The 17653-nt window shown below is 63.4% G+C and carries 18 protein-coding genes; 5 read left to right on the forward strand and 13 right to left on the reverse strand.

What is annotated here, in order from left to right; all coding sequences use genetic code 11:
• Nucleotides 1-130: 130 nt before the first annotated feature.
• The 4 genes from recJ (at nt 131) to QQS38_RS01805 (ending at nt 5928) form a co-directional block, all read left to right on the forward strand.
• Nucleotides 131-1855, forward strand: coding sequence for a single-stranded-DNA-specific exonuclease RecJ (gene recJ, locus QQS38_RS01790; RefSeq protein WP_479643652.1), 1725 nt, complete (start codon nt 131-133; stop codon nt 1853-1855).
• A 374-nt stretch (nt 1856-2229) separates the two neighbouring features.
• A protein-coding gene (prfB, locus tag QQS38_RS01795) for a peptide chain release factor 2 (protein WP_479643653.1) occupies nt 2230-3334 on the forward strand; the annotation gives its coding sequence in 2 pieces (ribosomal slippage) (nt 2230-2310 and nt 2312-3334; 1104 coding nt in all).
• 16 nt (nt 3335-3350) lie between these two features.
• A complete protein-coding gene (gene lysS / locus QQS38_RS01800; protein WP_479643654.1) occupies nt 3351-4877 on the forward strand; it encodes a lysine--tRNA ligase in 1527 nt (508 codons plus the stop codon).
• Nucleotides 4878-5124: 247 nt separating this feature from the next.
• Entirely contained in the window at nt 5125-5928 is an 804-nt protein-coding gene (locus QQS38_RS01805) for an outer membrane lipoprotein (protein WP_479643655.1), read from the forward strand.
• A gap of 179 nt (nt 5929-6107) precedes the next feature.
• Here the strand turns inward: QQS38_RS01805 and iscX are convergent, their stop codons facing one another.
• From iscX to QQS38_RS01865, 12 genes are all read right to left on the reverse strand, one after another.
• Entirely contained in the window at nt 6108-6305 is a 198-nt protein-coding gene (iscX, locus tag QQS38_RS01810; protein WP_277427881.1) for a Fe-S cluster assembly protein IscX, read from the reverse strand.
• 20 nt (nt 6306-6325) lie between these two features.
• Nucleotides 6326-6667, reverse strand: coding sequence for an ISC system 2Fe-2S type ferredoxin (gene fdx, locus QQS38_RS01815; protein WP_479643656.1), 342 nt, complete (start codon nt 6665-6667; stop codon nt 6326-6328).
• Nucleotides 6668-6746: 79 nt separating this feature from the next.
• On the reverse strand, nt 6747-8612 hold the full coding sequence (gene hscA / locus QQS38_RS01820) for a Fe-S protein assembly chaperone HscA (protein WP_479643657.1): 1866 nt from the start codon (nt 8610-8612) through the stop codon (nt 6747-6749).
• A 158-nt stretch (nt 8613-8770) separates the two neighbouring features.
• Entirely contained in the window at nt 8771-9298 is a 528-nt protein-coding gene (gene hscB / locus QQS38_RS01825) for a Fe-S protein assembly co-chaperone HscB (RefSeq protein ID WP_479643658.1), read from the reverse strand.
• Between the two features lie 142 nt (nt 9299-9440).
• Nucleotides 9441-9764, reverse strand: coding sequence for an iron-sulfur cluster assembly protein IscA (iscA, locus tag QQS38_RS01830; protein WP_479643659.1), 324 nt, complete (start codon nt 9762-9764; stop codon nt 9441-9443).
• 12 nt (nt 9765-9776) lie between these two features.
• Nucleotides 9777-10199, reverse strand: coding sequence for a Fe-S cluster assembly scaffold IscU (gene iscU / locus QQS38_RS01835; RefSeq protein WP_479643660.1), 423 nt, complete (start codon nt 10197-10199; stop codon nt 9777-9779).
• Nucleotides 10200-10230: 31 nt separating this feature from the next.
• Nucleotides 10231-11454, reverse strand: a complete 1224-nt coding sequence (locus QQS38_RS01840; RefSeq protein ID WP_479643661.1) for an IscS subfamily cysteine desulfurase — start codon at nt 11452-11454, stop codon at nt 10231-10233.
• Between the two features lie 71 nt (nt 11455-11525).
• The gene (gene iscR, locus QQS38_RS01845) at nt 11526-12056 is read right to left on the reverse strand and encodes a Fe-S cluster assembly transcriptional regulator IscR (RefSeq protein ID WP_277427874.1); all 531 of its coding nucleotides are present in this window, start codon (nt 12054-12056) and stop codon (nt 11526-11528) included.
• Nucleotides 12057-12160: 104 nt separating this feature from the next.
• Nucleotides 12161-12658, reverse strand: coding sequence for a low molecular weight protein-tyrosine-phosphatase (locus QQS38_RS01850; RefSeq protein ID WP_479643662.1), 498 nt, complete (start codon nt 12656-12658; stop codon nt 12161-12163).
• Between the two features lie 113 nt (nt 12659-12771).
• On the reverse strand, nt 12772-13020 hold the full coding sequence (locus QQS38_RS01855) for a hypothetical protein (protein WP_479643663.1): 249 nt from the start codon (nt 13018-13020) through the stop codon (nt 12772-12774).
• A 169-nt stretch (nt 13021-13189) separates the two neighbouring features.
• Complete coding sequence (locus tag QQS38_RS01860) at nt 13190-14602, reverse strand: lactate utilization protein B (RefSeq protein WP_479643664.1); 1413 nt, start codon at nt 14600-14602, stop codon at nt 13190-13192.
• A 42-nt stretch (nt 14603-14644) separates the two neighbouring features.
• Nucleotides 14645-15373 (reverse strand): (Fe-S)-binding protein, encoded by a 729-nt coding sequence (locus QQS38_RS01865; protein WP_479643665.1) that lies wholly within the window; start codon nt 15371-15373, stop codon nt 14645-14647.
• Between the two features lie 179 nt (nt 15374-15552).
• Between QQS38_RS01865 and QQS38_RS01870 the strand changes: the two genes are divergently transcribed.
• Nucleotides 15553-16365: an IclR family transcriptional regulator gene (locus QQS38_RS01870; protein WP_479643666.1), complete on the forward strand. Its 813-nt coding sequence runs from the start codon at nt 15553-15555 to the stop codon at nt 16363-16365.
• Between the two features lie 92 nt (nt 16366-16457).
• Here the strand turns inward: QQS38_RS01870 and pbpG are convergent, their stop codons facing one another.
• On the reverse strand, nt 16458-17576 hold the full coding sequence (pbpG, locus tag QQS38_RS01875) for a D-alanyl-D-alanine endopeptidase (RefSeq protein ID WP_479643667.1): 1119 nt from the start codon (nt 17574-17576) through the stop codon (nt 16458-16460).
• Nucleotides 17577-17653 lie beyond the last annotated feature (77 nt).

The raw sequence follows: 17653 nt of genomic DNA on the forward strand, positions 1-17653 counted from the left end.
TGCGGCGCCCGCTTGCTGCCGTGTGCGCTCGATACGGCGAGCCTCGGCGGGTGTCGCCGTATCGAGCGCCGCAGTACGGCATTTGCGCTGTGTCGTCCCTCACGCACTCTCTCCTTCCCGGCTTTCCAGCATGACTCGAATCGTCAACCGCGCGTGCTCGCCCGCCGACGAAGCTGCGTTGATCCGCCACGGCCTCCATCCGATTCTCGCGCGTCTCTATGCCGCGCGCGGCGTGCGTATGCCCGACGAGATCGAAACCGCACTCACGCGACTCGTGCCGCCCGTCGCGTTAAAGGGCGCGAGCGACGCGGCCGCATTGCTGGCCAATGCCATCGCCCAAGACAAGCGCCTGCTCGTCGTCGCCGATTACGACTGCGACGGCGCGACCGCCTGCGCCGTGGCCGTGCGCGGACTGCGCATGTTCGGCGCCCGGGTCGATTACCTCGTGCCGAATCGCTTCGAATACGGCTACGGGCTGACGCCCGAAATCGTCGAGCTTGCCGCCGAGCGCAGCCCGGATTTGCTGATCACGGTGGACAACGGCATCGCGAGCGTCGATGGCGTGGCGGCGGCAAACGCGCGCGGCATCGATGTCCTCGTCACCGATCACCACCTGCCCGGCGATGCGCTGCCGGCCGCCCGTGCGATCGTGAATCCGAATCAGCCCGGCTGCGCGTTCCCGAGCAAGTGCATCGCGGGCGTCGGCGTGATGTTCTACGTGCTGCTCGCACTGCGCGCGCGGCTGCGCGAGCAAGGCGCGTTCGGTCACGACGGCGCCCTTGGCAAGGCCGGGATACCGGAGCCACGGCTGGACGGCCTGCTCGATCTCGTTGCTCTCGGCACCGTGGCCGATGTCGTCAAGCTCGACGGCAACAACCGCGTGCTGGTGGCGCAGGGCCTCGCACGCATCCGCCGCGGCCGCATGCAACCGGGCATCGCCGCCCTGTTTCGCGCGGCCGGCCGCGACGCGCGCAGCGCTTCGGGCTTCGATCTGGGCTTCGCGTTGGGTCCGCGGTTGAACGCCGCCGGGCGTTTGTCGGATATGTCGCTCGGCATCGAATGCCTGACGACCGACGATGTCGGGCGCGCGTGGGAGCTCGCGCAGCAGCTCGACGCGATGAATCGCGAGCGGCGCGAGATCGAAGCCGGCATGCAGCAGCAGGCGCTCGACGAAATCGCGACGCTCGACCCCGAAGGCCGCGCGACGATCACGCTCTTCAACGAAAGCTGGCACCAGGGCGTGATCGGCATCGTCGCCGGGCGTCTCAAGGAAAAATATCATCGGCCCGCGTTCACGTTCGCGCTGGCCGACGAGCGCGGCGAACTCGTCAAGGGCTCCGGCCGCTCGATCCCCGGGTTTCATTTGCGCGACGCACTCGACTTGATCGCCAAGCGCGAGCCCGGTCTCATCGGCAAGTTCGGCGGTCACGCGATGGCCGCCGGCGTCACGCTGGCCGCGCGCGACGTGCCGCGCTTTGCGCAGGCGTTCGAGGCGGTCGCGCGCGCGGCGCTCGACGACGATGCGCTCGCGCGCGTCGTGATGACCGATGGTGAACTCGAAGACGCTTACTTCACGCCGCAAGTCGTCGAACTGATCGACGCTGCCGTCTGGGGACAAGGCTTCCCCGCTCCGACGTTTTCGGGCGAATTCGACGTCGTGTCGCAGGCGCTGGTGAAAGACAAGCATTTGAAGCTGCAACTCGCGCGCGGCAGACAGCGCTTCCAGGCGATTTGGTTCAATCACACCGACACGCTTCCGGCACGTGCGCGGCTCGCCTATCGGCTCGCGGCCGACAGTTGGAACGGTGTCGTGCGCGTCCAGTTGATCGTGGAGCACGCAGTGGCCGCGCGATGAACGCCAGGAGGCCGCGCCTCTTTCGGTTGCACGCGCTCTTGCACACGCCTAAGCCCAATCACAAAAGATTCGAGCAATCTCGGGCGCCCCACCGCACCGTTAGCGCTCATCTGCTCGCAACTGTTGCCGCAGCTCCGCATTCGCAATAGATAAAGCAGGAATTGATAAGGCAGGAATTCGCTTCGTTCAGAAGCGAAGCGCCCGAAAACACCTCGCTACGAACGTGTGCACGACCGAGCGTGTTTCCCCCTTCATATGCGAACGGGATCACGCCCAGGCCCCACCGGCCACGCAGCATCCGGGGTGCTCATCCGCCAAGCCCCGGCCGCTGATCAGCTATAATTTCCCCTTTTGACGAAGCGAAGCAGATCGACATGGAAGCCGAACGCCTGAATGCGATCGAAAGCTCTTTAGCAGACTTGCGCCGGCGCGCGGGCGAGCTACGGGGGTATCTTTGACTACGACGCCAAAGCCGCGCGTCTAGCAGAAGTCAACAAGGAACTCGAAGATCCGAACGTCTGGAACGACGCCAAGCACGCCCAGGCCCTCGGCCGGGAAAAGAAGTCCCTAGAAGGCGCCGTGCTGACGCTTTCCGCACTCGATACGGACCTGCGCGACGCGCACGACCTGTTCGAGATGGCCCGCGAGGAAAACGACGACGAGACGCTCGTCGCTTGCGAAGCCGATGCGCAGAAAATCGAAGCGCGCGTCGCCGATCTCGAATTTCGCCGGATGTTCTCCAACCCGGCCGATCCGAACAACGCCTTCATCGATATCCAAGCCGGCGCCGGCGGCACCGAAGCCTGCGATTGGGCGTCGATGCTGCTGCGCCAATACCTGCGCTATTGCGAGCGCAAGGGTTTCAAGACCGAGGTGCTCGAGGAATCCGAAGGCGACGTCGCGGGCATCAAGAACGCGACGATCAAGGTCGAGGGCGAGTACGCCTATGGCTTCTTGCGCACCGAAACCGGCATCCACCGTCTCGTGCGCAAGTCGCCGTTCGATTCGTCGGGCGGCCGTCACACGTCGTTTTCATCGGTGTTCGTCTACCCCGAAATCGACGATTCGATCGAAGTCGACATCAACCCGGCCGATTTGCGCATCGACACCTACCGCGCCTCGGGCGCCGGCGGGCAGCACATCAACAAGACCGACTCGGCCGTGCGCATTACGCACATGCCGTCGGGCATCGTCGTGCAATGCCAGAACGACCGCTCGCAGCACCGCAACCGCGCCGAGGCGATGGCCATGCTCAAATCGCGCTTGTACGAAGCCGAAATGCGCAAACGCCAGGTGGAGCAGGACAAGCTCGAATCCAGCAAGACCGACGTGGGCTGGGGCCACCAGATTCGCTCGTACGTGCTCGATCAGAGCCGTGTGAAGGATTTGCGCACGAACGTGGAAATCAGCAACACGAAGGCCGTGCTCGACGGCGACCTCGACGAATTCATCAGCGCCAGCCTGAAACAAGGCGTGTAAGCGCAGCGGATACACCATGACCGAATCGACACTCCCCACCGTCGACGCAGTGCTCGACGAGAACAAGATCATCGCGGAGCGGCGCGAGAAGCTGCGTGCGTTGCGCGAGGCGGGCATCGCCTACCCGAACGATTTCACGCCGACGCACCATGCGGGCGATCTGCAAGCGCAGCACGCCGATACCGACAAGGAAGCACTCGAAGCGGCCGCGCTGCAAGTGGCCGTCGCGGGCCGCATGATGCTCAAACGCGTGATGGGAAAGGCAAGCTTCGCGACCGTGCGCGACGGCTCGGGGCAGATCCAGTTCTTCGTGACGCCGGCCGATGTCGGCGAGCAAACGTACGAGGCTTTCAAGAAGTGGGACCTGGGCGACATCGTCGCCGCGCGCGGAGTGCTGTTTCGCACGAACAAGGGCGAGTTGTCGGTGCGCTGCACCGAGTTGCGCCTGCTCTCGAAGGCGCTGCGCCCCCTGCCCGACAAGTTTCACGGTTTGTCGGATCAAGAAATGCGCTATCGCCAACGTTACGTCGATTTGATCGTGACGCCGGAGGCGCGTAAGACCTTCGTCGCGCGGACGAAAGCGATTTCCTCGATTCGTAAGTTCATGTCCGACGCCGACTTCATGGAAGTCGAAACGCCCATGCTGCACCCGATTCCGGGCGGCGCCGCGGCAAAGCCGTTCGTGACGCACCACAATGCGCTCGACATGCAGATGTTCATGCGCATCGCGCCCGAGCTCTATCTGAAGCGATTGATCGTGGGCGGCTTCGAACGCGTCTTCGAGATCAACCGCAACTTCCGCAACGAAGGCGTCTCCCCGCGGCACAATCCCGAATTCACGATGATGGAGTTCTACGCCGCGTACACCAATTACACGTGGCTCATGGATTTCACGGAGCAGTTGCTTCGCCAGACGGCCATCGACGCCCTGGGCACCGCGAACATCGTGTATCAGGGCCGCGAGCTCGATCTGTCCAAGCCGTTCCATCGGCTGACGATCACGCAGGCAATTCGCAAGTACGCGCCCGACTATACCGATGCGCAACTGGGCGACGCCGCATTCCTGCGCACCGAGCTCAAGCGTCTGGGTGTCGACACGACGCAGCCGATGTTCTTGAACGCCGGCGCGGGGGCGCTGCAATTGGCGCTGTTCGAAGAAACGGCGGAAGCGCAATTGTGGGAGCCGACCTTCATCATCGACTATCCGGTCGAAGTATCGCCGCTTGCGCGTGCATCGGATTGCGTGGAAGGTATCACCGAGCGCTTCGAACTGTTCATTACAGGCCGCGAAATCGCGAATGGTTTCTCGGAATTGAACGACCCCGAAGATCAAGCAGCGCGCTTCAAGAAGCAAGTCGAGCAGAAAGACGCCGGTGACGAGGAAGCGATGTACTACGACGCCGACTACATCCGCGCGCTCGAATACGGCATGCCGCCGACGGGCGGCTGCGGCATCGGCATCGACCGCCTGGTCATGCTGCTGACCGATAGCCCCAGCATCCGCGACGTCATCTTGTTCCCGCACTTGCGCCGCGAAGATTGACGCGTACCCGCCACGGAAGTTTGTAACCATCGGTAAAAGCCGTTCGCAGCGTTGCCGTGAACGGCTTTTTTACACCCGATTCGACCCTTATGCCGTTGCTCACGTTGCCAGCGGCCCCTTGGGCCGTGCGGCCGCGCTCCCCTTTGCGCCCCTATGCGAAGGTTACAAATTGAAACCGCGACCGTGCCGCGATGATCGACACTATCGTTGTTCCGATAAATGGCTTTCGTATCCACGGAGGCGCAAGATGAATAATCCGACCACATCCACTCGTCGCCTGCACCCACTGATTGCCGTCGCGGCCGGCACCGTCATCGTGGCGAGCCTGGCCGCCACCGCTGCTATCACGGGCGTGTTTCCCAAAGCATCGAGTTCGAGTGTGCAGACCGACCAGGCGCAAAGCGCACAGGTCGGATCGCAGCCTGTCGTCGACTCGGCCGCTCCCGCCAATATGTCGGCGCTGACGAGCCAGCAACAGCCGCAGGAACAACAGACGCAGCCGCCGGCAGCAAGCCCGACCCAATCGGCCCAAAGCGCGCCTCCGGCGCCGGGCCAAGTGCCTTACGCCGAGGGGAACCCCGCTCAGCCTTCGTACGCCCAACAGCAACAGCCTGGACAACCGGGACAGCCGCCTTATCGACAACAGCAGGTCCAACAGCAGCAACTAGCCCAACAACCCTACGCTCAGCCGCAACAGCCAAGCGCTCAATCTGCCTACTGCTCCACCTGCGGCACCGTGGAATCGATCGCGGCCGTGCGGCATGAAGGACGGGGAACGGGGGTCGGCGCCGTCGGCGGCGCGGTGGCGGGCGGCTTGCTGGGCAACCAATTCGGCCGAGGAACGGGCCGCACGGCGATGACCGTCCTTGGCGCGGTAGGCGGCGGCTTTGCCGGCAATGCCGTCGAAAAACACCTGCGTAGCGAAACGAGCTACCAGGTTCGCGTGCGGATGGCCAACGGTCACACGCGTTACTTCACCTATCGTCAACCGCCGCCGTTTCAGCAAGGCGAGCGCGTTCACATCGAACACGGCACGCTCGCGGCGGGTTGAGCGGGCGGGCGGAGATGCCGCCGGGATGGGCGAGTTACCTCTGCCCGACGTGTAACGCCATACAGTTCATCCGGGCGGGCGGCGCATAAAAAAGGCGACCCACGAAAGGTCGCCTTTTTTCAAGTCCGGCACGCGGGAATGGGAAGCTGGCGTCTTCACGCCCGGTTCGTGCCCGCGCCCTACTCTGCCGAATCTTCGATCCAGGCCAGTTGGATCGCCTCGAGAATTTTCTCGCTCGACCGATTAGGGTCGTCGTCGAAGCCCTCCAATTCCATCACCCACCGATGGAGATCGGTGAAACGGATGTTCTGGGGATCCGTCGCGGGGTATTTGTCGGTGAGGGCCATCGCGATTTCTTGTACGTCCGTCCACTTCATGGCTGCTCCCTCCTTGGGCGTCAATGGTTCTCTTTCGCGTGGTTGATCGAGTACCGCGGAATCTCGACCACCAGATCCTTGTCCTGCGGCACCAGCGCCTGGCATGACAACCGCGAGGTAGGCTCGAGACCCCACGCCTTGTCGAGCAAATCGTCTTCGTCTTCTTCCGACGGCGCGAGCGCTTCGAAGCCTTCCCGCACGATCACATGACATGTGGTGCAAGCGCAAGACTTTTCACAGGCATGCTCGACTTCGACGCCGTGTTCGAGCAGCGCATCGCAGATGCTTTGGCCCGGTGTGGCCTCGAACACCGCCCCTTCCGGGCATAGTTCCACGTGCGGCAGGACAACGATTTGAGACATTAAAAATCCCGTTCTGACTGTATTGGGTGGGGCGGCGAGCACGGCTCGCCGTGTCATTCTATAGCGGCGTATCGCGCCGTCAGATATCGTCGAGCTTGCGGCCCTTCAGTGCCTGGCGAATGCTCTTGTTCATGCGCCGGGCCGCGAACTCGTCGGTCTGCTCGGCGAGCGCGCGGGTCGCCGCCTCGATCGCATCGGTGTCGGCGCCTTGCGCCGCCTCGCGCAAACGGGCGAGCGCCTCATCCACTCCTGCACGTTCATCCTCGGCCAGCAATTCGCCGTCGGCAAGCAGCGCCGCTTGCGTCGCCTCGAGCAGACGTTGGGCCTCGACCTGCGCTTCGCGCAGCGCTCGCGCCCGCATATCGACTTCCGCCGTCCGGAAGCTATCCTCGAGCATGCGCGCGATCTCTTCGTCGGCCAGCCCATACGACGGTTTGACGACGACCGATGCCTCGACTCCCGAATGTTGCTCGCGGGCAAACACCGACAGCAGGCCATCGGCGTCCACCTGGTAGGTCACACGAATGCGCGCGGCGCCGGCGGTCATCGGCGGAATACCGCGCAACTCGAAACGCGCGAGCGAACGGCAGTCCGAGACGAGCTCGCGTTCGCCCTGCACTACGTGAATGGCGATCGCTGTCTGGCCGTCCTTGAATGTGGTGAATTCCTGCGCACGCGCGACCGGTATCGTCGAATTGCGCGGAATGATTTTCTCGACGAGGCCGCCCATCGTCTCTACGCCGAGCGATAGCGGAATCACATCGAGCAGCAACCAGTCGTCGCCCGTGCGGTTGCCGGCCAGTAGATCAGCCTGGATTGCGGCCCCGAGCGCGACGACTTGATCGGGATCGAGGTCGATCAGCGGCGGCTGACCGAAGAACGCTTCGACGGCGCGGCGAACGACGGGCATCCGTGTGGCCCCGCCCACGAGCACGACGCCCTTGACGTCTTCCGGCGTGATCTTCGCGTCGCGCAACGCCTTTCTCGTCGGCGCGAGCGTACGGTCGACGAGCGGCCGCACGAGCTCCGCAAACTCGGTTTCCGTGATGTCCACGCGCACCGCCGTGCCGCCGGCGAGCGTCGCTTCGACGCTCGCTTGCGCCGCGGCCGACAGCGCTTCCTTCGCGGTGCGCACGCGATCCAGCAATAGGCGCACGTCCTCGGCCGCGAGCGACTGAGGTGCGAGACCGGCCTGCGTCAATACGTGCCGGAACAAGATGTGATCGAAGTCGTCACCGCCGAGCGCGGAATCGCCGCCGGCCGCGAGCACTTCGAAAACGCCCTTGGTCAGTTTCAGAATCGACAAATCGAACGTGCCGCCTCCCAAATCGTAGACGGCATAGAGCCCCTCGGCGCTGTGGTCCAGACCGTACGCGATCGCCGCCGCCGTGGGCTCGTTGAGCAAACGCAAGACGTTCAGCCCCGCGAGCCGCGCGGCATCTTTCGTCGCCTGACGCTGCGCTTCGTCGAAGTAAGCCGGCACCGTGATCACTGCGCCGACAAGCTCGTCCCCGAGCGAATCCTCCGCCCGCTGACGCAGCGTCGCGAGAATTTCAGCGGAAACCTCGACCGGGCTCTTTACGCCGTCGGCCGTGCGGATCTGCACCATCCCGGGCGCATCGACGAACTCATACGGGGCGTTTTCGACGCCTTCGACCTCCTGTCTGCCGCGCCCCATGAAGCGCTTGACCGAGACGATCGTATTGCGCGGATCGAGCACGGCTTCCTCTTTGGCCGTGTGGCCGATGCGACGACCGCCGCGCTCGAGGTAGCGCACCACCGAGGGCAAGAGGATGCGGCCTTGCTCATCGGGCAGGGCCTCCGCAACGCTGTTGCGAACGGCGGCGACGAGCGAGTTCGTCGTACCGAGATCGATGCCGACAGCGAGCCGCCGCTGATGCGGCGCCGGCGCCATGCCGGGTTCCGAGATTTGCAGTAGAGCCATTCTGGTCAATGTGGTTCGTGGCCCGCCCGTTTCGGCGGAAACATCGATTATCGCGCGCAACGCGACCGTCGCGCTGCACCTATCGCGCTGTCGAGCGGTCGCGCCCCCTGCGGGTTCGACCTGCCGCGCCAACGTCGTCGTCCCCCTTCCGGTGGACCTCAGTGCTCGAGGCGCTCGATTTGCCGCCCGATTTCGCCCGCGACACGCTCGAGAAACATCAGTTGCCGCACCGCCTCGGCGGCAGGCTGATCCGCGCCGTTGTCGAGCAAGGTCGCGAGCCGCTCGAAGCGCACACGCTCTTCGTCGCGCAATTCGCTCAGCAACGCCATCAACTCGACGACGTTCTTCGCGTCCGCGGCGTCCTCGACGCGCTCGCGCCATTCCATCTGCTGCATCAAGAACGCGGGCTCCATGGCGGTATTTTCCGACGCGCCGACATCGACGCCGCGCAGCGACAGAAGATAGGTCGCACGTTTGAGCGGATCGCGCAGCGTCCGATAGGCTTCGTTCGCGCGCGTCGCCCATTGCATGGCGATGCGCTTTTGCGCGTCGCCCGCCGCGGCGAAGCGATCCGGATGCACCTGCGCCTGCACGGTGCGATAGGCATGCTCGAGCGCATCCAAATCGAGCGTGTACCGCTCGGGCAGATGGAACAAATCGAAATGGCTGTCTTGGATCGAGGACATGGGGTCAATCGTCGGTGTAACGTCCGCCGTCGACACGAGCGCGGCCGGCGCCGCCGCCCGCCACCTGTGCCGCGCGACGGCGCGCCGGAAACAAAAAGGCGGCCAATGCCGCCTTATCGACCGCCCTGGGCGGCAGGATGCGTCATACGCGGAAGGACTCGCCGCAGCCGCATTCATCCTTCACGTTCGGGTTGTTGAATTTGAACCCTTCATTCAACCCTTCCCGCGCGAAGTCGAGCTCCGTGCCGTCGATGTAGGCGAGGCTCTTCGGATCCACGACGACCTTGACGCCGTTGCATTCGAAGATTTGATCCTCCGGTTCGAATTCGTCGACGTATTCGAGCTTGTACGCGAGGCCCGAGCACCCCGTCGTGCGCACGCCCAGGCGCAGCCCCAGGCCCTTGCCGCGGCGAGCGAGGTACTTCTGCACGTGCTGTGCGGCCTTTTCGGTCAAAGTGATCGCCATGATGCTCGATGCTTACGCGACGTGCTGCTTGGCCTCGGCGTCTGCCGCTGGCGCGACGCCGTGACGTTGCTTGTAATCGGCCACCGCCGCCTTTATGGCGTCTTCCGCGAGGATCGAGCAGTGGATCTTCACCGGCGGCAACGCCAATTCCTCGGCGATGTGCGTGTTCTTGATCGACAGCGCTTCGTCGAGCGTCTTGCCCTTCACCCATTCGGTGACGAGCGAACTCGAAGCGATGGCCGAACCGCAGCCATAGGTCTTGAACTTGGCGTCCTCGATGACGCCATCGGCGCCGACGCGAATCTGCAGCTTCATGACATCGCCGCAGGCCGGGGCGCCCACCATGCCGGTACCTACCGCGTCGTCGTCCTTCGAGAACGAGCCGACGTTGCGCGGGTTTTCATAATGATCGAGAACTTTACTGCTGTAAGACATGATCAAGCTCCTGGATTCGTTCGTATGGCGATTAGTGTGCGGCCCACTTGATGGTGGTCAGATCGATGCCGTCCTGATGCATTTCCCAGAGCGGAGACAGATCGCGCAACTTCGCAATCTTGCTCTTGAGAAGATCGACGACGTAATCGACGTCCTGCTCCGTCGTGAAGCGGCCGACCGTGAAGCGGATCGAGCTATGCGCGAGTTCGTCGTTGCGGCCCAACGCCCGCAGCACGTACGAAGGCTCGAGCGAAGCCGAGGTGCAAGCCGAGCCTGACGAAACCGCGACGTCCTTGATCGCCATGATCAGCGATTCGCCTTCGACGAAGTTGAAGCTGATGTTCAAGTTGTGCGGCACGCGGCGCTCCATGTCGCCGTTGACATAGACCTCTTCCATCTCGGTCAAGCCGCGCAGCAAGCGATCCCGCAGCATGCGAACGCGCTCGTTCTCGGTGGCCATTTCTTCGCGGGCAATGCGAAATGCTTCGCCCATGCCAACGATTTGGTGCGTCGCCAGCGTGCCCGAGCGCATGCCGCGCTCATGGCCGCCGCCGTGCATTTGCGCTTCGATGCGCACGCGCGGCTTGCGGCGCACGTAAAGCGCGCCGATGCCCTTGGGGCCGTACGTCTTGTGCGCCGAGAAGGACATCAGGTCGACCTTCAGCCGGTTCAGATCGATTTCGATTTTCCCCGTGGCCTGCGCCGCATCGACGTGAAACACGATGCCCTTTTCGCGACAGATCTCGCCGATCGCTTCGATGTCTTGAATGACGCCGATCTCGTTGTTCACCGACATGACCGAAACGAGAATCGTGTCGGGCCGCAGCGCGGCCTTGAAGACATCGAGATCGATCAAGCCATCGCTCTTGACGTCGAGATACGTGACTTCGAAGCCTTCGCGCTCGAGTTCCCGGCACGTGTCTAGCACAGCTTTGTGCTCGGTCTTCACGGTGACGATGTGCTTGCCCTTGCTCTTGTAGAAGTGCGCGGCGCCTTTGATGGCCAAGTTGTCGGATTCCGTGGCGCCCGAGGTCCAGATGATCTCGCGCGGGTCGGCATTCACGAGTGCGGCGACTTGCTCGCGCGCCTCTTCCACCGCACGCTCCGCATCCCACCCATACGAGTGGCTGCGTGAAGCCGGGTTGCCGAACTGCTCGCGCAGATACGGGATCATCTTGTCCACCACGCGCGGGTCGACGGGCGTCGTCGCGCTGTAGTCCATGTAAATGGGCAGGTGGGGCGTCTCGTTAGTCATCAATGGCTCCGGGGGAAAATCGTTATAGCTCGTCGGTTCGTTCCGTCTTGGCGCTGGCTTTGGCGCAGACCTCACGAACTCGCGATATTGAATACGGAATTCGGTCCTTTCGGTGCGACACGCGCCGCTTCCGTGGCCGCGGCCTCGCTGCGCCTGTCGCGCAGCACGGCCGGCGACCCCTCGCGCGCCCGTTGCTGCTCGACTAGCGCTTGCAGCGAAACCGAATCCAAGTACTCGACCATCTTCTGGTTCAACGTGGACCAGAGTTCGTGCGTCATACAGTGGCCGTCATGCTGCTTGGTGCCCTCGCAGGACCCCTTGCCGCCGCACTGGGTCGCGTCGAGCGGCTCGTCCACGGCGATGATGATGTCGGCCACGGTCACTTCCTGTGCGCGGCGCGCCAAGTAGTAGCCGCCACCGGGCCCTCGGACCGATTCCACGATGCCGTGGCGCCGCAGCTTGCCGAACAATTGTTCCAGGTAGGACAGCGAAATACGCTGACGCTGGCTGATGCCGGCGAGCGTCACCGGACCTTGCTCCTGGCGCAGTGCCAGGTCGATCATCGCCGTAACGGCGAAACGGCCTTTAGTGGTGAGTCTCATAGGGGTGAAAAACCTGAATTCTCGACGATTTTGGTCAAGTATAAATACATGACGAATTTAGTCAAGTATCCCCTGCAATAGTTAGGTTATTGGTGCCGGATTGACTACGCATCTTCGTCCTCTCGTGCAAGCTGCATTTGCAGGTGGGCCAGCAGACCTCGGCAGGCCGCCTCGCACTGATCGAGCACGGCTTCGAAGCCCTCGCTGCCGCCGAAGTAAGGATCGGCTACCTCGCGCTGGCCCAGGTGCGGCGCGAATTCCAGCAACAAGCGAACGCGATCGCGCAGTTGCGGCGGACACAGGCGCCGCAAGTTCTCGACGTTCGCCTCGTCCATCGCCAGCAGCAAGTCGAAACGGCGAAAATCGTCTGCCGAGACTTGGCGCGCCCGCAACGGGGCCAGTTGGTAGCCGCGCGCATGCCCTGCCAGCTGGGCGCGCTCATCCGGCGCTTTGCCGACGTGCCAGTCGCCCGTGCCGGCCGAATCGATGAAAATCCGCTGCGAAAGACCGGCCGCTTCGACCTGCGCGCGCATGACCGCTTCCGCCGTTGGCGAACGACAAATATTTCCGAGGCAGACGAAGCAAATCGAGACGCTTTTCATCGACTTCATTGGCATGACGCAACCTGCCCGGCGCACGCGACGCGGCGGCGAAACGCAACGTTCACCGGCCGACAGGCTGCCCGCAGAAACGCTCGATTATACGAGCAGCGCACTTACGATGCCTCCGCCGCCACGGCGCGGGCATCGGTCCGATGAACGGCCGATGCGCTTTTAGCGGTGCCGGCGTCGATCAATCCGTAAGACACGGTGCGAGCCAGTTCGGCCGTCACGCGCTCGGCAGGCAACGGCTGGCGCGTCGCGCCGCCGTCGCCGTACGCGCGCAGCGCGGCCAGCACGATCAATGCCGCGACCAACGCTACCGGCCAGTAGCTCGAGAAATAGCCCGCTTTTGTCGTTTTCATTTTCGCGCCCCTTGCCCGCCGAGCACGCGCCAGTCGCGCACCCGCTTATCCATAGAACGCATTCTATAAACGAAGACTATCGGGACAAAGAGGCAAATAGCGAATTCAGCGTTGCACCTGGATAAACAATGAAAGGGACACCCGGCGCCAGTTCGCGCCGTCGCCCCGCTCAGCCTTTGTGACTGCGCTGGGCGGCATAGAGTTCGCGGAACGTGCGGCCGACAGGCGCCGGCATGTCGCGCGTCGCCGTCCACCCGCGGCCGAACGGCAAATGGGTGATCGAGCGCCGGCTTCCTCCGGAGCGTTCAAGCAACCGCACGGCCAACTTCGTGATCATGGCGTACAACGCGGGCCGCAGCACCATGAATCCCCAGGCAGCCAGCGCCGCGCGTTCGGTCCAAGGGCGAAGACGGCGCTCCACTTGCTTTTCGCGCAGCTTGCGCAGCAAGTCGGAAATCGGAATGCCGACAGGACAGACGGCATTGCATTCGCCGCACAACGTGGCCGCCTGCGGCAAATCGAGCGCCTTGTCGAGGCCGACGTAGCTCGGTGTCAGCACGGAGCCCATCGGCCCCGGATAGACCCACCCATAGGCATGGCCGCCGACCTTTTGATAGACGGGACAGTGGTTCATGCAGGCGCCGCAGCGAATGCATCGCAACATCTCTTGGAAAGCGCCGCCGATCAATCCCGTGCGCCCGCCGTCCACGAGCACGACGTACATATGCTCGGGGCCGTCGAGATCGCCTGCGCCGCGCGGCCCCGTCAGCAGAGAGAAATAATTCGCCGTGACTTGCCCCGTGGCGCTGCGCGGCAACAAGCGCATCGCCAGCGCGAGATCCTCCAGCGTCGGCAGCACTTTTTCGATGCCGGTGACGGCCACATGAACACGCGGCAACACCGTGCACATCCCTTCGTTGCCCTCGTTGGTCACGAGCGCCACCGAGCCGGTCTCGGCTATGACGAAGTTGCCGCCCGTCACACCCATGTCGGCGGACAGAAAGTGAGGACGCAGCACCTCCCGCGCCTCGCGCGTCATGTCCGGAATTTCCGTCAGACGCGGCCGGCCGTGCGTGGCCGCGAACAAATCGGCGATCTGCTCTTTGTCCTTGTGAACCACCGGCGCAATGATGTGACTGGGCGGCTCGTTGTCGTTGATTTGCAGGATGTATTCGCCCAGGTCCGTTTCGACCGACTGCACGCCCATTTCGGCGAGCACGGCGTTCAGCTGCATCTCCTCGGAAACCATCGATTTCGTCTTGATGACTTTCCTGACGTCGTGCTTGCGGGCAATCTCGGCTACGAGCCGAGCCGCGTCGCGCGTGGTTTCGGCGTACAGCACGGTGGTGCCCCGGCGCGCCGCCTCGCGCTCGAAGGTTTCGAGCCAAACGTCCAGATGCTCGAGCGCCCGGTCGCGGCGCGCTTTCAATTCGGCGCGCGTCGCTGGGAAGTCGATCGCCGTCATGGCCGCCGCGCGCGCCGACACGAATTTCGTGGACAGTTTCTTCAGGTTCTGCTGGAGGCGCGCATCGGCCAGCCCTTCTTTCGCGCGCGCCTTGAAATGCATCGATTGAACTTGCATGGATGGCTCGATCGGTCCTTTCGGAGAATGCGGCGCGAGGCCTTACCGGTCGGCGTCGCCGGCCAGGACTTGAGCGATATGCAGCACGCGCGTCGTGGTGTCGCCCGTGCGACGCAACCGCCCTTCGATGTTCAGCATGCAACCCAGGTCGCCCAGCACGACGCAACCGGTTCCGCTCGCTTGGACGTTCGCGCATTTCTCGTCGACGATGGCAGTCGAAATATTGCCGTACTTCACGGCGAAGGTGCCGCCGAAGCCGCAGCAATGCTCGCAGTCCTTCATTTCCGTCACGGCGATGCCGCGCTGCGCGAGCAACTCGCGCGGCTGGGATTTGACGCCCAGCTCGCGCAGCCCCGAGCACGAATCGTGATATGTCACCGGTCCGGCGAACGATCCGGGCTCCAAGCGCACTTTCGCGACCTTGACGAGAAAATCGGTCAATTCATACACTTTTGGCCGCAACCGCTCGAAGCGGCCCGTGAGCTCGGGATCGTCGCGAAAAAGATCGCCGTAATGCGCGGCGACCATCCCGCCGCACGAGCCCGAGGGGACGACGACGTATTCGAACTGCTCGAATTCGCGCAGCATTTTCTCGGCGAGATCGCGCGCGATGCGCCGCTCCCCCGAGTTGTAAGCAGGCTGCCCGCAGCAAGTTTGCGCGGGCGGCACGCTCACGTCGAAGCCGGCCTGCTCGAGCAACTTGACCGCCGAGAAACCGATCTCGGGGCGCATCAGATCGATCAGACACGTGACAAATAGTCCAACGCGCATGGGCACCCAAAGATGAACGAAATGGGTCGATTATCCGACGTTTGCGCTCCGAAGCGGGGAATAAATCGAAAAAAAGGGCGCGGTGCCGACCCGAGGGCGCATTCAAACGGCGTTCGCTTTTTTCACGATACGAGATACAATGGACGCCACCTATTAATTGCCGAGTCAATCGATTTCCAATGAGCGAGACGAACCGGGACTCCAAAACGTCGATTCAAGTCATCGAACGCATGATGCGCCTGCTCGACGCCCTTGCCGCCCACACCGATCCGGTCAGCCTCAAGGAACTCGCGCTGGGCACCGAGTTGCACCCGTCCACGGCGCACCGGATCTTGAACGACATGGTGACGTGCCGTCTGGTGGATCGCTCCGATCCGGGCACGTATCGCCTAGGCATGCGGCTGCTCGAACTCGGCAATCTGGTCAAGGCGCGACTGTCGGTGCGCGATGCGGCGCTCGCGCCGATGCGCGAGCTGCACCGCATGACCGGGCAAACGGTGAACCTATCGGTGCGGCAAGGCGACGAGATCGTCTATATCGAGCGCGCCTACTCCGAGCGCTCGGGCATGCAGGTCGTGCGCGCGATCGGGGGCCGTGCGCCGCTGCACCTGACCTCGGTAGGCAAGCTTTTTCTCGCGGCCGACGAGGCATCGCGCGTGCGCGCCTACGCGATGAGGACCGGGCTCTCGGGCCACACCCAGAACAGCATCACCGATATCTCGAGACTGGAAAAGGAACTCGCCCAGGTGCGCCAGCAAGCATGCGCACGCGATAACGAGGAACTCGAACTCGGTGTGCGCTGCATCGCGGCGGGCATCTACGACGATACGGGCAAGCTCGTGGCCGGCTTGTCGCTGTCCGCGCCGGCCGACCGTCTGCAAGACGCGTGGATCGCGCAACTGAACCACACCGCCCTAGTCATCTCGGAATCGCTCGGTTATCACCCCGAAGCGGCGCCGCCGGAAGTGCAGCGAAAAGCGGGCGCGCACTGATTTCGTCCTCACGGAAACAAAAAGCCCCGCGTTGAATGCGGGGCTTTTTTGTTGCACCGACTCGACTACCGAGCGGCGGAGCCGGGCCAGCGTTAGGTGCCGCGACCGCCTGCGTCCGCGCTCGTAATGCGCTGGCCGTCGGAATCGTCGAGCCATTTGCGCAGGCGCGTGGCATCGGCAAAGCGCGAGTATTTACCCGCGGAGTCGAGCAGCACCATCACCACCGGACGGCCGTGAATGGTCGCCTGCATCACGAGGCACTCCCCGGCTTCGTTGATGAAACCCGTCTTCTGCAAGCCAATGTCCCAGGTCGGGTTGCGCACGAGCGCATTGGTGCTGTTGTAGGCCAGCACGCCCCTGCCCGGATAGACCTCATAGCTGCGATCGGTCGAGAACTTGCGAATGAGCGGGTATTGATATGCCGCATTGATCATCTTGACGAGATCGCGCGCCGTCGAGACGTTATGGCTCGTTAGGCCGGTCGGATTCTCGAAATGCGTGTCGTTCATGCCGAGTTCTTTGGCTTTGGCGTTCATCGCCGCGACGAATGCGGGCCGCCCGCCCGGGAAGTAGCGCGACAGCGCAGCGGCAGCGCGATTCTCCGACGCCATCAACGCGATATGCAGCATGTCTTCGCGCGACAAGACCGCCCCCACGTGCAGGCGCGAGCCCGTATGCTTCTCGTAGTCGCGGTCCTCGTCGGTGACCTCGACCGGATCGGTGAGCGGCGACTTCGAATCGAGCACGACCATCGCCGTCATCAGTTTGGTGATGGACGCGATCGGCACGACCGAGGTCGAATTCTTGTCGAACAGCACTTCGGACGTGTTCTGATCCACCACGAATGCGACATTGGAGCGCAGTGCTACGCCTTCGGGCGTGTCTTGCAGCCCGAAAGCCTGCCCGGCCGTTGGCGACCGAGGCTCGAACGCGACCCGGTGGACGCCGTGCCGGCCATGGCCGCGCAGCGTGTAGGTCGCGCGCTTGCGTTTGACCGGCTCGGCCGCAGCCGTGGCCGCAGCGGCTTTCGCCTCATTCTTTAGGTGCTTTTTGTGCACCGACCGATGGGCCGGGGCTGTGTCGGTAGCGGCGAACGCATTCGCCGGGGCCGCAAGCGTCGCCACGAGCACGGCGCTGGCGGCGGCGGACACGATTGTGCCGAGCGCCACGCTTCGCATCACGGTGAGCGACGAAAACAGAGCGATTTTCATTGGTGTTCTGAAGCAGGAGTGGCGGACGGTTGACGGCAAGTGTAGTAAAGCTACGAAAAATTAGCAATATTAAGCAC

The organism is Trinickia sp. Z7 (assembly GCF_056498045.1).